This is a genomic window from Kosmotoga olearia TBF 19.5.1 (assembly GCF_000023325.1).
In the GTDB taxonomy this organism is placed as follows: Bacteria; Thermotogota; Thermotogae; order Petrotogales; family Kosmotogaceae; genus Kosmotoga; species Kosmotoga olearia.
Window position 1 is genome coordinate 692,950 of sequence record NC_012785.1, and the last position, 15,827, is coordinate 708,776.

Consider the following 15,827-nt stretch of genomic DNA (forward strand, 5'->3'; position numbering starts at 1 on the left):
CGTTCTAAAAAGGGGAGGATAGCATGAACCCCACCTTTGATTACGAGAAAAGAAAAATAGATTTTTCCAGCGGCTATATATTCAAAGGTAAGCACTACAGGTGTTCCATAATCAAATATCCCTCTTTCTACGAACATGCCGCTAAAGGGACCGAAATGGTAGAAATCTACCACTTTACGCCAAAGGAAAAACCTGCGGGTTCTATTCTCATTCTTCATGGGTTAGGATCAAGAAACATCCCATTCCTGTTCTGGATGGGAAGCCATTTAGCGAGTGCAGGCCTTCAGTCTTCTGTCATGATCCTGCCCGGCAATTACACCAGAACGGCAGATCATTCAGTGAGTGGAAAAGACTTTTTCTCTACAGACTTAAACCGGCTCATTTCCTTCTGGGAACACGCCGTTGTGGATACAAGAACTACTCTCGACCTGCTCGAACAGGAAGGTGTCTGGCTCGATAATAATTGTGTGCTTGGTTATTGTCTTGGTGGAATGGTTTCAATTATTGTCAATGCCCTTGAGCAAGACAGGATAAAACAGGCAATCCTCATGACTGTTGGTGGCAACATGGCAAGAATTCTGTGGGAATCACCAACCCTGATATTTGCCAGGCGCAAATTTAAAAGCGGAGAGGGAAAAACGGGTTTTTTGAACGACAGAGAGAGACTCATAAGAACTTTCAATGATGATATAAAAAGGTTAAAAAGCTTCTCGAGTGTTCATGATCTCCTGAACTCAGATGTTCACCCTTTGTTCAAAGTTGATCCACTGGCCTACGCTCCCTTTATCCCCGCAGACAAAGTCACCATGATCGAGGCCTTTTTCGACAGAACTCTGCCTAAACAAAGCCGGAAGCTCCTCTGGAAGTTGCTCGGCAAACCCAAAAGATATATCGTTCCAATGGGACATGTTTCCTGGCTTCCTTTTGAATATGCCCTGGGAAAATTCGTTTTAAAGAAAATGGGGATTAAAGAAGCCAAAAAGAGAATGCGCTTGCTCGAATCCACAAAAGTGGAAGAACCAATTGATGACGAGAGTATCAAATGAGATAATAAAACGAGAGCCGAGAGTCCGAGAAAACGAGTGACAAGACTATCTGATCCATGAAGATTCTGGATGAAGGAGCGAATGTGATTATCGGTCATCATCCCCATGTTCTGCAGGACTTTGAGTGCTACACAACAGCTGATGGCAGAAAAGGCATCGTTTTCTACTCACTAGGAAACTGGACGACTGCCATGAACCCGGTTTACACAAAGACAACTTCGGTTGTTAAACTATTACTGAGTGAAGAGGAAGAACCACTTGTGGTAAAACCAGGAACTTTAAGGTTCCAAAAGATGTCTAAGCTTTGAATCCATCATTAGTAGTATTTCCGTTAGGGTACAGCATGCTGTACCCTGGTAAAGTCATCCGGGGAGGTGCCCAAATGAAGAAAGTATGTGTTATTTCGATTTTTATTCTGCTTGTTGGAATGCTTTTTGCTCAAACGGATATATCCAATATAACCCTTATGCCTGTTAAGAACGTTTTTGATAACATTCCTTTCAAACCTTTCGGTACGAGAACCACCAATGTTCAGATATTGAACCTAACCGTTCCCGAGTCGAATTCTTATGTGTTCATAATAGAAGGCTGGTGGTTTATCGGAATCTCAGACGTTAAAACCAAATATACTGAAATCAAGATTCAGGGGCCGGGATTCTTTGTGAAAAAAACTTTACCCCTTGTTAAAAGCACTTTCTATCTATCTCTAGAACCACAACTGTTGATTCTACCCAAAACAGCGGAGAAAATCGAAGTTCTTGGTATTGAAGTAGAAATCTTTGATGTTGTGAAAGTTAAGCTACCCTTTAAAACAGTGAAACTTTCTGTCCAGAATATTCGTGAGCCCGGGATATTTCCAGCACACTTTTTAGAAAATGAGCTCTCTCTTACCAATGAAATCAAAAAGGATGAAGACGTTTACCTGGTTGTTTCCGCCGGTGAAATGCCCACAGGTGGTTACTCTCTCAAAATAGAAAGTGTAGAACGATACGAAAATAAAATAGTGGTTACCGCCACCCTCAAAGCGCCGCCAAAAGGGGCTTTCACAACGCAGGTGCTAACCTACCCGACGCAAATCATAAAACTTTCCGGGATAGCCCCCGGATATTATAAGGTGATCTTACGATTGAAAACCATCAAAGACGGTGATGTTACCCTGCAATCCTTCGAGACAGAACTTAAGTACCACTGACGCGGTTTCTGCGGGCAAAAAACTCTAAGCAAACTCTAAGCATTGTCTAAGATTGCTTTAAGTTTCACCTCCTATCATAGAATCGAAGCTTGGTAATCCTAAATCTGGAGGTGAAAGGTATGAAGAAAGGAATTCTTATTACAACGTTGGTAGCGGTTCTTATCGTAAGTGCAAGTATCTTTGCGTTTGGTGGCAGATGGAGTCAAACGGATCAGGCATCTAATGTTCCCGGAGCAGGTTACGCGTACAGAACCACTCAGGATGATTTTCAGCCCCTACACCAGTACTGTGACGGAACCTGTTTGGACGGTGAAGAGATTACTATCGAAGGAACCATCGTTGACACCACATTTGATTCCACAATGAAGATCATCGTCGAAACCGAAGACGGAGGCACCTACGAAGTTCACACCGGTCCCATCTGGTTATACGACGGTATCGAACTCAAAGTAGGAGCAACTGTCAGTATCGAAGGAAGACTGGTTACGACTGATTCTGGAAGTTATGTCGTAGTGAATGTTATAGACGTAGATGGAAACAAAGTAGTCATTAGAGACGAAGACGGATTCATTAACTGGGCACGAGGCAGAATGAATGACAATGCCCCCATGGGAAGATTTGGAACAGCCCGAACAGCTCCAGGCAGAGCAAGAGGTTCCTTTGGAAAGGCAGCACCCCGCGGCGGTTTCAGAATGAACATGGACACCCAGAACAACTTTGGCCCTGGATACTGCTGGAGATAATTTTAAATCCGAATAACGAAAACGGGAGCATTAGCTCCCGTTTTTTATTTGTGCAATTCCACCGATCAAAAAATTCTGAGGAATTGTCTAATTTCTTTTTAAGATTTACCTCCTATCATAGAGTCGAAGGTTAGCATCAATAACATCATTATGGAGGTGAAAAGTATGAAAAAGGGTATTCTTATCACAACGTTAGTAGCTGTTCTTATTTTGAGTGTAAGCATATTTGCTGAACCACTGCATCAGTATTGCGATGCTGATTGCACCTGTACCAGCAGCGAGGAGATAACCATCGAAGGAACCATTGTTGAAATTAACTTTGACAGTACCACAGTAATAGTTGTGGAAGCTGAAGATGGAAGTATTTACGAAATTCACACCGGTCCAATCTGGTCATATGACGGTGTCGAGTTAGAAATTGGAGTAACCGTCAGCATCGAAGGAAAACTTGTTGTTGGCGATTCAGAAAGCTACGTAGTATTGAACAGCATAAATGTTGGTGGAACCGAAGTAGTTCTCAGGGATGAAGACGGAACCGTTGTCTGGGCACAGAAACGAATGGCAGGTAACGCCCCCATGGAAAACATTGGAACCGCACAGGCCAACGTTCAGAGCAGAAATACGGTAAGAACGAGAAGTTATTTTGGAAAGTTAGGTTCTGACAATGGATTCGGAACACCTGAAAATGTCCAGAACGAATTTGGTCCCAAAAACTGCCGTAAATAAGTAACTCAATAATTCTCAGCAGTCAAAGCGGGAGCTAATGCTCCCGCTTTTTATTTGGTAATTCTTGACAAACTAGTTGATTAGTGTTCTAATAAAGTAGAACACTACAACACTTGGAGGAGGTACTTCCAATGAACGAACGTTACTCTACGATTCTAAAAATAGCATTGGCAGCAGCTCTGGGGTTGCTAGCAATAGTTGTACCGGTATTCACATTCAAACTACTTCTCGCAACAGTTGGTATCATAATCTTTGCAATAAGCCTGAAAAAATTCAAAACACTTTTTATTACCCTCACGATTATCCTGATTGTGATACCTTTAGTCGTAATCGCAGGAATCAAAGGGCTTACGAACCTAGATTTTTCTTTTCTCAACAACTTATACAGTCAGGGTTTTTTAAAAAACCTGTCCCGTTTTGAAAATTATGACTACGATTACAACCCTGATCTGAAAAACTCAACCAAATATAATGAAATATTGGAACCAGAAATCTTCATTGATGATGCTTCTGATTTAGTTATTAGTAGTGTGGGAGTCATAATAGAAGCCGATCCACGAAGTGACAAAATTCTAATACCTGACGACTTGGAATACTATTACGACAACAACAATGTGCTTCACATAAACATGCCAAAAAGCTGGAAAAACAAAACGGCAAGAATCGTGTTAGGCACCAAAAACTTCCACTCTTCAATCAAAATAAACGCGGTTGCGGTAGAAATCCCGGATGGACTTAAAACAGACACCCTACAAATTGAAGGTGAGGCTATAAAAATCGATGGTTATATAAACGCCGAAAATGTCATTTTACAGGGAGTAGCCTGCAGCATTGCAGGGGATATAAAAAGCAAGACCCTTAGATTAAATGGCATGGTAGCTGTATCAATCAAAAACAAGATGGAAGTTGAGTATTTGACCATCAACAACAGCCAGGCTGTAAATATCAAAACGAGCCTACGTGGAACCTCAAAAATTATTATCAACTCCACAAGCATGAACGCAAAAATAACCTACATGGACACCTGGGAAGGCAAGCGATTTATCAATGCTGACAGCCTTGCGGGTAATATCAAGCTGTATATCCCGCGCAATAACAACGGAAACCTGGATATAAACACAAGTGGAATTATAAATGTTTCAAAATCCTATTATTGAAAGAAGCGTGGTAACATGCTACGAAAGGTTGACAAACATTCCGGCGTCCCGGCATATATTCAAATCATGAATGACATCAAAAAAGAGATATTGTTGGGACGACTGAAAGACGGTGACCGTCTTCCCCCTGTAAGAAAAATGGCTGATATTTTTGGAGTAAATACAAATACAGTGCTTCACTCACTGGAACGCTTACAATTTGAAGGTTTGCTTGAAGCGGAACATGGGGTTGGATATTTTGTGAAAGTTACAAATGAAGTTGGAAAAGAAGCTATTGAGATCATAGAAAGAATGGTAGCAGAACTGAAGGAAAAAGGTATAGATCTCGAGATGGCAAAAGTACTTCTGGAGGAGGTTTGGAAAAATGCTTAAAAAAATAGAAGCCTATTTTATGAAAGAAATGAGCGAAAAAGCTGGTAGAATAGCCGTTTTCTCCTTAGGATTACTCATTCCCAACTACGGATTCAGGATGTTGTTCTTATTTTTACTGGTTACCACCGTTTTGCCTGCAGACATACACAACAAAAGGATTTCAAACCTTCTGGCCTTACCATATTCTCATGGTGAGCTTTTCTGGATTTCACTCCTTTTCCTTGTTGGAATAACCACCTCAACAGAGTTTCTGGGAGCTGCACTTTTTGGACGCGGATTTATTTATACAGGGATAAATTTGTGGAGATCATTGAATTTTATTGGATTTTATTATGCGGTTTCCATGCTCAGTGTAATCGCTGGCCTGGACAACTTTGGAATCCCTTTTCTCATATTTATTCTTGACATTATTATGGGAGGTCTTGGCTCAACTTATGAAAATCCTTATTTCTATATTAGCCCGGTTTACCAGGGAAAATCGCTAGCAGTTACAGGTGTAGCAATAGCTACATTGCTGATCTCCTATCTCATATTTACAAAGAAGGGGGTTCAAAAATGATCGTAGAAATTAAAGGAATAAATAAAAAATTCGGTACAAAGCCTGTACTCAATGACATAAGTTTTTCTGTAAAAGAAGGAGAGATATTTGCTCTGGTCGGACCAAATGGTGCCGGAAAAACCACAACGCTTAGATGCCTTTATGGAGAGTTAAAACCCGAAAGCGGTTCAATAAATGTCTTTGGAAAAGAACTCTGCACTCCGCTCAAAACCGGAATAGCTGTGATGACTGAAGACCGTTTGACTTTCAGGCGATTCAAAGGCGAAGATTATATAAAAATGTGGAAAATGCTGTACCCGAATTGGCAGGATAAAACATTCAACAGTTTCTCCGTACATTACAGATTCAACATGGACCAACCCGTGGAAACCTATTCCATGGGGATGAGAACGCTTTTTAACTTAGCGCTGGTGGTATCGAGCAATGCTGATTTGCTTATACTCGATGAACCCACCCAAAATCTGGATCCCGTAATACGAGAAGAAGTAACCAATATACTGAGAGATTACAGTGTCCAGAAAGGAAAAACCGTGATTATTTCATCTCATGAAATCTATGACCTGGAAGAAGTCGCTTCATCTTTTGCGATAATCTTCGAAGGTCATGTCCTTTATACTGATTCCATTGATAGAGCAAAAGAAATCCACAGGATGGTTTCAAGAAACGAGAACATAGATGATGGAGAACTGATCGGTCTGGTAAACGACGAAATTCTCGTAAAAACCGATAAAAACATCGGAAGATACGCTAACTTCAAAGAAATAGTCCTGGGCTACCTTCAAGGGAAGAAAGCATTCAAACCTTTTGAAAACAGCACCTCCGACAATCAGATCAACGATAGCCCTTTTACCCTTTGATAATTTGATCAAAACGCCCTTCATGCAAATAAATTGCTGAAGGGCGTTTTTACTTCCTAAAAACTTATGAAAATAATGGCTTATCAGGCACCTTTTCCTCAGGCGAGCCAGATCAATACCAATGGTTCATCGCTTTCTGTCCAGACTACGTGACTCGTATTCGGTGGAATGTAATACGACTCGCCTTTCTTTACCTTTACAGTCTTATCCCCAATCTTAGCAAAACCCTCGCCTTCAATAAAAATCATCGCTTGATGAAATGGATTCGTATCGCCTTCCTGATTCAAACTCTCACCCTTTTTCAGCATATACCAGGCGCTTCTGAGCCCCGTGGCATAGTACAAACCTATAGCATGTCCTCCGTGAACAACCCTTGAATGTTCTTCATCCAACAAAACCTTTTCAGGATCACTTCTGTTGAAAAGGTGCATACCAAGATAATTGAATCGGGCAATAGTATCAGGAGTAATCTTCTTATTATTCGAAAATCTCCAGTCCAGAGGCGCTTTATCCAGATAATTGGCTTTCGCAGCAGCTGTAATTGCGTTGAACTTCCCTTCGTATATCTGGCGCAAAACATCATAAGTTGTAGTTAAAATAACATCGGCTTCGTTATTTACACCTTTGCCCAGGATAACCTCGCCATTATCAATCTTGATGTAGAACGATTCATTCGTATCTTCTACATTTAACTGTGCCAGAAAGGTGTAATCTGGTTCTACCTTGCTTTTAAAGTTATCAGCCATTTCTTTTAACATCTCATACACTGTCATTTCTCAAATCCTCCTTAATTTATTTTCAGAATTACAGGACAGTTTTCCTAAGCAATAATATATTGTTACTTAGTCTTTACTTGAATAGTCCAATGTTTTCTGTTCGGAAAACCGTTCTTTTTTTTCAGTAAGAGTAATTTTATGGGGATCAAGTAGTATAATTTAAATAAAAGTTTATATCACAAGCGTGAAAACATTTTTTCTTTCTCTTTAGTAATCAAAATTCGATCAAAAACAATAGAAGGAGGAGTATTTCGATCTGACACAACTTTGCTATCTCAACTCATCGTTTCACTCTAAAACAAAAGCGGGGGGAAATTTTAATGAACAAGCTTCCGATGGAGCACCGATATTTCGAGAAACTCTTTGAAAGCAGCCCTGAAGGGATTGTAATTTGCGATGAGAAAAATCGTATCCTTCGAGCGAACCCAAAATTCTGCGAAATGTTCGGTTACCAATACGATGAAGTTATTGGACATTTCGTGGATGACATAGTCGCTAAAGACCCGGAATTAAAAGCCGAGGCAATGCAAATAACAAAAATCACTCTCTCTGGAAAAAACATAAGCAATGAAACCATAAGACAAAGAAAAGACGGAACACGTTTACCTGTATCAATTCTTAGTGCACCTATCTATGATGGAAAAAAAGTTGTCGGGGTAGTTGGTATTTACAGAGATATAACAGAACTAAAAGAATCCCAGAAAAAACTACTCGAAAGTCTGAGAAAAAACCAGGCTCTCTTAAACGCCATCCCTGATATGATCTTTGTTATCTCAAGAGACGGTACCTATCTGAATTTTAAGGCAGACAGAAAAGATTTACTGGCAATACCACCGGAAAAAATCATTGGCAACAACATAAAAAATACTGGTTTTGATCATAAAACCCTGAATCAGTTATTTGAGGGAATTGAAAAAGCACTCGATACCAATGAGGTACAGACTGTTGAGTATTCATCGAAAACGTTTACCGGTCTAGGTTATTTTGAAGCCAGAATAGTAGCATTGAACGAAAAAGAAGTTTTGATGCTGGTAAGAGATATCACTGAACAAAAAAAGAACCAGCTCAGGCTGGAGCGTTTTGCCATATTTCACCGCGCCCTCACAGAAATGTTCAACGAGATACTCCAAATGGAATTAGACGAAAATCCCTATCAAAGATTGGTGGAACACGCGGTTGAGGTAGTCCCAGGTGCTGAAGCAGGAAGCCTTCTGATGAAAGATGAAACAGGGGTCTTTCGGCTTGTTGCTGCTGTTGGATACAACCTTGAGAAATTGAAAAAAATCTTCTTCAAACCGGAAGAACTGGCGCAGGGAAATACAGATAATGTGTTGATTGTTACTGACCTCGTTAGCATAGACAAAAATCTCGACGCTGAAAGATTGGAAATCCTGAAAAAATACGGGCGCATTGATGAAATCAAAACCATGCTTTCCATTCCGGTCAAAATAAATGGTGAACCCGTAGCTTATTTCTGCCTCGACAGTTTTAGTAGCTCGAACGCTTTCGATGAAGATTCCATAGAAATGGCAAAGATATTAAGCCAGCAGGTTGCCGTTATTTTGAAGAGAATAAAACTAGAGGAGGAACTTAGAAGACAAAAGAAACAATTGAAATTCATGTCCGAACACGATCCACTGACTGATCTGCCAAACCGACGCTTATTCGCCGAAAGAGCCAAACAGTACATTGCTCTTGCGAAACGGAGAAAATCACCTTTGAGTATTCTATATCTTGATTTGAATCACTTCAAAGAAGTAAACGATTCATTCGGACATGATGTTGGCGATTTGGTTCTCAAAAAAATTACCAAAAGATTCAAATCCTGTTTGAGAGAGGGTGATCTTGTCGCCCGCCTTGGTGGAGACGAGTTTGTATTCGCATTGCCGGACACAGATGCTGAAAATGCGGCAAAGGTAGCTAAACGCATAATTGAAGTTATAGAAAAACCAATAAACATCAAAGGCAAAAGTGTGAAAATCAGTGGAAGTATAGGTGTTGCCGTATTTCCAGATGATGGTGAAAATATTGACCAACTCCTGAAACATGCCGATATGAATATGTACCGTGATAAAAGATTAAAATGCAATAACGGAGAAGAAAGGAACATAAGAATTCTGGAGAATTCAAATGACAGGAATTGAATCTGTGTTCTTGGTGGTACCTTAAATAATTCCATCATCAAATACTTGTTTTTTATCTATTCCGAGTATTTCGAGATTAACATCATTCTCAGTCCGAAGCTTGTATATTCGAACAGAATCTTCTTCAACTTTTATTATGCGTTTTAGCTGTGATTTCAACGTTTCAAGATTTGTTTTGGTTATTTCGCCTTCAAGTACAGAGTTTTGTACCCAATCTAGATAACGGCGGCAAACTTTCAAGACTCTGTTTACCCGCTTCTCTCCTATGTCGTACACAATCAAAACGTACACTTTAACCTCTCCATGGGATATATTCTTTTTCCCCTGTAATATGTTTTTCTATCTTATAGAGCTCAAGCCTTATGAGATATCTGTATGAAACATTTCTTTTTAACTGTGGGTGTTTAAATGTGGATTTTAGCTTTTCATCTTTGCTGTAGAAACCTACTATACCTATCCTTATTAGCACATACAAACTACATATAGGTGGGATACAAGGCTCATGGAAATCAACGATAATACGGTTCTCCAAACTATGCACTTAGCTAGATGAACCCAGTAAGGAAACTAAAGAACACTTTATGATCAAGGACAAATAAGGTAAACACGGCAAAGTATGCTATCTTACGTGTTGTTAAATAAATTCCTTGAATTCAATTCGGTTTCTGACATTCATATGGTACCCCGCTATCATCGGGACAAATGGAGAAATGCTGTTTCAACGTATTTTTCGGTAGAGTGTTACGAAAACAAACATATTACAGATGGAACTGTAATTTTTGAAATGAGATGCGGCAAGATTTGTATAATAATTGAGTAGTGGTACTTTGTATTAAGGCCTTAGAAAAAATTTCTTTGCACATAGAACTTAAAAAGTTGATGAATATTAATTGTAATTATTGGTATCTGTTTGTTGTGTTTAACTCCATAACTAGTTTACCAGCTTTCTATGCCTTTTCGGTAATTTTCTTTATTCTTTCTTCTAAGTGTATAGTTTGAATTAAAGAGCTAAGTGTTTCAGAACTCCTCTACTATTATTTTCTAGACTCCTGTCGATCCCTTGGCAATTTCTACTTATCAGTGGTTGACATTGAATAAATTATGATTCGAACTTCCATATGCCTTTTTGACATATCAAAAAGCTATATTCTTCCTCGAACACAGTTCCAGGCGTCCAACATATTTTTGCTGTTGAAACTTTTGAGCCAAAATTCCCGTTTTTCATATTAGTTTCAAGTCCAACCAAAGGTTCTATGTTTCCTCTCACAATATGATTATTGAGCTGTTCATCAAAAAGCACATGGGAAATTAAGGCATAAGGCTTAGAATCAGATTTAGAAGCTTTTACTATTGGAGTATCCTCATTAAGTTCGACCTTATAGCCAGGGTAATCTAACTTATGTGTCTCCATAATACTAGAAACTACTACTCTACCCCAACCATAGGTTCTTTCACCACCTAGCTGAACTTTGGATAGTACCTCTTTCCACTTTAACTTAGAGCCATCTCGCTCGAAGATATAGCCAATAAGATACACTTTCTTATTTTCTCTTGTTTTTTGAGCAATATATTCTATTTCATGTAAGCTGCCACCCTCAGCTTTTCTTGTATTTGAATCTAACGCAGTGGTAACATAGCTTTGTATATATTTCCACTCAAATTCGTCCAGGTTTTCCCAAGGGAAAAGGGTTATTTTTTTGTCATCATCTGAAGGATAGAAATAACAGAATCTGAGAAACTCGTCAACATCTTTGCCTGTTTTTTCATAATCGAAATTTTCATACTCTCTTGCTATTCTGGCTGTCAACGCCCCCCAAAGAGTTCTGCCTGGAACATAATATCTAGTTTGTTGAAGATTTCCGATCTTCCTCTTACCTATATGCAGCGGCGAGAGGAGTTGAAGAACAACTTTATACATTTTCCAGCTCATTATTCTTTCACCTTCGCTTTAGCACCATATCGAGCATAGATAAGAGTTCTCTCCCAGAGATCTTTCACGAGGAAAAGAAAATCAGTATTATTACATATCTTTTCATTAACTAGATTTAGTGCATCTTCCGGCGATTGTATTTCCTTGTCCAAATTTTCAAGGTCGATTTGCAAAGCTTTACCTGCTGTACTAAGTAGCTCTTTAACAATTTTATCTGCAGTTTGGTCTTTTTTCTTATCCCGTGCATATAGATAAAGAATACAGGCGTAGACGCCTTCTCCATGAAGAACTAAAAGAGTATCATTAATGAGTTTTTCAAGTTCTTTTGCATCTATCGCATTCAATTTGTTGAGAATTTCATTTCCTGATTTCGCGGCAATGTAATCAAGGTTTTTCATTAATCATCACCGTCCGAAGAGACCAGTTTCATTCTACCGAAGCCCCTTGTGACCATTCCACCTATACCAAGATATTCGATAACTTTGAACCCATCCTCAACAACATCCATGGGTGACTTCCAGTTATTTATAATCTCATTTGTCTTCCCATTTTTCTTAAATTCCATCATTACCTTTTTAAACTTCCCGGGAGAATAATCATCTTGAATAACTGTGGAGTACAACCATGTGGCTCTTGGAATAGCTTCATAAGTGAAGAGAGCACGATCCTCCGCAGCACCTGTTTCTGGATTTATCGCAACAGAAGTTCTTGTTTCAAGATTATCATTGACTATCCGTGTAAATAACTTATCAGAGACTATATAAATCCTATCTTTGACAAGTTTCCAGTCATTGCTTTCTTTCAACCCATCAAAACTGGGCTCTTCAGCATTTATGCCTTCAACATCGATGTATAACCAGCCAATTTTGATTTTTCCCTTTGCAGCATTGCCATTCAAGAGATAAGCCTTTTCTTCATCAAAACAAGGTTTGACATCAATTCCAATTTCACATAATAGATTCTTGGTGGTCACCCACACTGTTCCTTCCGGTGAATAAACTGGGAACAGAATTATTCTTGCATCTGATAAGCTAACCATACCCGCTCTACCCGATTGCTCAGAACCGGAGCCATTTATATAACCAAAGGTATATGATACTGGATTATTTGGATTGCTATTCTTTACTGCTTGTCCAGCAACATCTAGGTTGCCAATAAGCATCGCAGCGTACATTTTTGCAGCCCCTGAAAGGCTTGTTCCTGGGATTATTGGTAAATTTGAACCAGCTTCTCTCACTATTGTGTTATCAACTATCCCCAAATTTGCTCCACCTGTTCCTATATGTATCGGGTCAAGTGTCATGAAAATGAATTTCTTCTTTTTATAAAGTTCATTGTTCATTCTATCACCCCCGTTTTATCCTTTAATATGCTCATGTGAATTTCCAGCACATCAGAGAGTTTCCCATTCACGCAGAAATCAATGATTTTCTTTCTTTCATCGTTGCTGAGCGATGGTTTCCATTTAAGATTGCCAACAACATACTCAACATAAGCTTTGAAGACTTCATCATTATCCTCCAAAGAACTGGCCCAATCCCTTCGCTTTTTTTCTACAAGGCTGTTCAATTTCTTTATCTGGCTGTTTGGGAGTTTTGTTGAGAGCGTTGCCCATACCCTTTCGATATCGTCCAGATCGTCGAGATAATATGGCCGCTGCTTTCTGTTATCCGAACGCCTTTGGACTTTGTTGTTTTTATCGTTATAGCTTATCTCAAACCTCTGGGAAGCCGAAGAAAGGTATTCAAAATCAAAATATGATGGTATGACGAGAATTTCATCACCTATCTTGAGTTCTGACACATGAATCAACCACTCTCCAGATGGCCCTTTGAAAGAAAGAGACCTATTTTCAAGTTCAGCTTTGTCATTATTTACAACATAAAAATACGGATACCATATATCTTTTGAACCATCCCCCATCTTTGAAGGGATTTTCCAAATCTGCCCATTTTCAAATGACAATTTGAAATGATCAGGAAATTCATCCGGTTGCTTTGCTAACCTCCAAGTTTCCTGTTTATTATTTAATCGCATAAATCGGCGTCCGGCATCTATAATTGCTGGAAGTGCTGTATGATATCTTGCATACACTATCCCAAGATTCATAGGTAGCCGATTTCTGACTTTGCCCATTTCTTTCTCGTATTTTTTCTTTATCTTTTTGGCAACCTTAAGCGCTTTATTGGCTGGAACAAGAACCATGAATCTTTCCGGATCTTTTGTTATTTCAATCACTGGAGAGTAACTACATGATTCAATTTCAATATCCCCGATCCTTGAAATGGCTAATTTTTTTGTGGGGCTATTGGAGTTGTAGAAATCTATATTTTTACCATTCAGTATTTCTTTAATGCCATCAACCAGATTTTTCCAATTGCTTTTAGTATCAATATTTAACTTCTTAGCTAATAGTTCAAGGTTCTCAATTATCACAAAATTGGAGAATTCATTAGCGCCTTTTGGATTATTAGCTTCGTAGAATACAGTGAATCTGATGCCATTGACTTTAACTTCATAAGCATTATTAACATTAAGATCTCTTAGATTATTTGCTTGGATTTTAAGAATAAGCCTTTTATCTCGCATTCCCACGGTTTTTCTAATGTCAGCAAGTGCGTCACCCCAAAACTTGCTTGTTGTCTCCCAAACTCTACGAACCCTTGCAAATGAAGGAGGTTTCCGCCAAATTGAAAGGGCCAATTTCTCATATTTTGTGAGCTCTTTGTTAACTTCGAGATCTTCAGAACCGACCATGAAGTTATAAAGACCATCAGCTGTCTTACGATCTCTTAAAACATATTTATTCCCAATACTTTTGAGTTTTTGCATTTCCAGCAATTTTACCGGTGTCGTTAGCTCTCTCATGAGTTCTGCGAATGAAAAACCAACGGTCTTCTTGAGATTTCTGAATGTTGAAAGACTGTCTGCATTACCGATCCAACTATTCAAGTTGAAACCAAAACTAAGCAGTGCTATTTTTCCCTTTGAATCTGCGATTTCATCGATCCATATAGTTTGTTCTTTCCTACTATCTAACCACTGTTTTGCTCTACCCGTAATTCTCTCTGAACATTCTTGGCACAATCTCTTTTGCTTATTTCTCATGGAATTACTATCAACAGGCTTTATGCAACAAGAAGAGCATAGTTCGGCTTTCTGAATCCAGAGATTTTGCAATCTTAGCGAAGGAATATTGGTATCAGTTTTCTTTGATATCATGGAACCCAAATTATAAAGATTTCTGGAAGACTTTTCGCTGATATAAAAGTATGGAGTTATTTCACCCTTCGTAATGGCAATAACCTCATCCAAAATTCTCTGTTTCAAAGTAACACCTTCATTGATGATCAAATCATCAATTTCTAGTTTTTCACTTAGTTTTGGAATTAGGAAGGTTATCCCATTTATGTCTCTATATATTTCTAAGCCCAAAGGATACTCAACTTCAATAATCAACTTAACTCCGTCAAATGCTTCATCAATCAGCTTTCTTCGACTTGCAATATCGCCAATCCCAATCCCTTTTGCCAAATATTCTTCACCATTAAATGTCATATGGAGATATCTGAAAGTGTATTTGCTGTTCTCATCAAAAGGATCCTTATAACCATTTATAAGTCCTTCTGCAAGTTCTGCCTTGAAAAAAGCAACCGAAGAAACTGTTTGATCCCAAAGTGTAACATCGTTTATTGGTCTTCTTGTATCTCCTATTGTCTTTGTAAAGTGTTGATTCACGGCATTTATTATTCCTATTCTAAGTTCATTCCATTTTTCAAAATTACCAGTCTTGTTAATTTGTAAAAGTTTCTGTGCCTCTATAATGGCACTTTCGATAAAAATATAAAGATCCTTGGAATTTAGATCAATTTCATTAACATCTATGGGATCCTCTTCATAGCCAAAAGCAGTTGATATGCGGATACTTGAATTGTGTTGAGACGAGTAAGCACCACTTTTTAAAACTCCTTTTTCTGTACCAGAACCACGACCATGAGCATCATTCATCAGTTTATTGAATGCATTTGGGTCATTTTTTATTTTATTGTTCCCTAGTTCATGTTTTGAGATAAATTCTTCTATTATAAGGGGAGTCTGCAACTCTTGTACTGGTAGCTTTTTTTGGGAATTTTTGAGCAAATCTTCTTTAAAGAGTCTCCTAAGATTTTTGGATATACTGTTTGGCAATTTTGAAGACATTGAAAGATCACTATCTATAAATTCTTTAGTATATTTTCCTAACATATGCAACCAAGCCGCTATTTCGGCAGTAAGCAAAACATCTCTGTTTTCCGCAAGAACTGTCAAGTCTTTACTCATCTGAA

At 38.7% G+C, this 15,827-nt stretch carries 16 protein-coding genes and 1 pseudogene; 10 read left to right on the forward strand and 7 right to left on the reverse strand.

Annotated elements, in window-relative coordinates; genetic code table 11:
- Positions 1–23: 23 nt before the first annotated feature.
- The 9 genes from KOLE_RS03300 to KOLE_RS03340 all read left to right on the forward strand — a co-directional run bounded on the left by KOLE_RS03300 (position 24) and on the right by KOLE_RS03340 (position 6,652).
- A complete protein-coding gene (locus KOLE_RS03300) occupies positions 24–1,046 on the forward strand; it encodes an alpha/beta hydrolase family protein (RefSeq protein WP_012745149.1) in 1,023 nt (340 codons plus the stop codon).
- 56 nt (positions 1,047–1,102) lie between these two features.
- Complete coding sequence (locus KOLE_RS11800) at positions 1,103–1,354, forward strand: CapA family protein (RefSeq protein ID WP_083763182.1); 252 nt, start codon at positions 1,103–1,105, stop codon at positions 1,352–1,354.
- A 74-nt stretch (positions 1,355–1,428) separates the two neighbouring features.
- Positions 1,429–2,238 carry a protease complex subunit PrcB family protein gene (locus KOLE_RS03310; RefSeq protein WP_012745150.1) on the forward strand — a complete coding sequence of 270 codons (810 nt, stop codon included), beginning with the start codon at positions 1,429–1,431 and terminating at the stop codon, positions 2,236–2,238.
- Positions 2,239–2,357: 119 nt separating this feature from the next.
- Positions 2,358–2,981 (forward strand): hypothetical protein, encoded by a 624-nt coding sequence (locus KOLE_RS03315; RefSeq protein WP_012745151.1) that lies wholly within the window; start codon positions 2,358–2,360, stop codon positions 2,979–2,981.
- A 165-nt stretch (positions 2,982–3,146) separates the two neighbouring features.
- Complete coding sequence (locus KOLE_RS03320) at positions 3,147–3,707, forward strand: hypothetical protein (protein ID WP_012745152.1); 561 nt, start codon at positions 3,147–3,149, stop codon at positions 3,705–3,707.
- Between the two features lie 131 nt (positions 3,708–3,838).
- Positions 3,839–4,864, forward strand: a complete 1,026-nt coding sequence (locus KOLE_RS03325) for a hypothetical protein (protein WP_012745153.1) — start codon at positions 3,839–3,841, stop codon at positions 4,862–4,864.
- A 15-nt stretch (positions 4,865–4,879) separates the two neighbouring features.
- Entirely contained in the window at positions 4,880–5,236 is a 357-nt protein-coding gene (locus KOLE_RS03330) for a GntR family transcriptional regulator (RefSeq protein ID WP_012745154.1), read from the forward strand.
- Positions 5,229–5,795, forward strand: a complete 567-nt coding sequence (locus KOLE_RS03335; protein ID WP_012745155.1) for a hypothetical protein — start codon at positions 5,229–5,231, stop codon at positions 5,793–5,795. Before KOLE_RS03330 ends, KOLE_RS03335 begins: the two co-directional genes overlap by 8 nt.
- Positions 5,792–6,652: an ABC transporter ATP-binding protein gene (locus KOLE_RS03340; RefSeq protein ID WP_012745156.1), complete on the forward strand. Its 861-nt coding sequence runs from the start codon at positions 5,792–5,794 to the stop codon at positions 6,650–6,652. Before KOLE_RS03335 ends, KOLE_RS03340 begins: the two co-directional genes overlap by 4 nt.
- Positions 6,653–6,750: 98 nt before the next feature.
- On the opposite strand, the gene KOLE_RS03345 is transcribed toward KOLE_RS03340, so the two are convergent.
- Positions 6,751–7,425: a cupin domain-containing protein gene (locus KOLE_RS03345; RefSeq protein ID WP_015868041.1), complete on the reverse strand. Its 675-nt coding sequence runs from the start codon at positions 7,423–7,425 to the stop codon at positions 6,751–6,753.
- Between the two features lie 323 nt (positions 7,426–7,748).
- Between KOLE_RS03345 and KOLE_RS11060 the strand changes: the two genes are divergently transcribed.
- Positions 7,749–9,572 (forward strand): diguanylate cyclase domain-containing protein, encoded by a 1,824-nt coding sequence (locus tag KOLE_RS11060; protein WP_015868042.1) that lies wholly within the window; start codon positions 7,749–7,751, stop codon positions 9,570–9,572.
- A gap of 21 nt (positions 9,573–9,593) precedes the next feature.
- Here KOLE_RS11060 and cas2 read toward each other — a convergent pair whose 3' ends face one another.
- The 6 genes and pseudogenes from cas2 to KOLE_RS03375 form a co-directional block, all read right to left on the reverse strand.
- Positions 9,594–9,863, reverse strand: a complete 270-nt coding sequence (cas2, locus tag KOLE_RS03355) for a CRISPR-associated endonuclease Cas2 (protein WP_015868043.1) — start codon at positions 9,861–9,863, stop codon at positions 9,594–9,596.
- A 1-nt stretch (position 9,864) separates the two neighbouring features.
- Positions 9,865–10,002: pseudogene (locus KOLE_RS11450) on the reverse strand (type I-B CRISPR-associated endonuclease Cas1b); the annotation flags it as partial.
- A 669-nt stretch (positions 10,003–10,671) separates the two neighbouring features.
- Entirely contained in the window at positions 10,672–11,502 is an 831-nt protein-coding gene (locus tag KOLE_RS03360; protein WP_015868044.1) for an RAMP superfamily CRISPR-associated protein, read from the reverse strand.
- Positions 11,502–11,900, reverse strand: a complete 399-nt coding sequence (locus KOLE_RS03365) for a hypothetical protein (RefSeq protein ID WP_015868045.1) — start codon at positions 11,898–11,900, stop codon at positions 11,502–11,504. The genes KOLE_RS03360 and KOLE_RS03365 overlap by 1 nt, the downstream gene beginning before the upstream one ends.
- Positions 11,900–12,844, reverse strand: a complete 945-nt coding sequence (cmr4, locus tag KOLE_RS03370; RefSeq protein ID WP_015868046.1) for a type III-B CRISPR module RAMP protein Cmr4 — start codon at positions 12,842–12,844, stop codon at positions 11,900–11,902. The genes KOLE_RS03365 and cmr4 overlap by 1 nt, the downstream gene beginning before the upstream one ends.
- Entirely contained in the window at positions 12,841–15,822 is a 2,982-nt protein-coding gene (locus KOLE_RS03375; protein ID WP_015868047.1) for a CRISPR-associated protein Csx11, read from the reverse strand. Before KOLE_RS03375 ends, cmr4 begins: the two co-directional genes overlap by 4 nt.
- Positions 15,823–15,827: the final 5 nt, after the last annotated feature.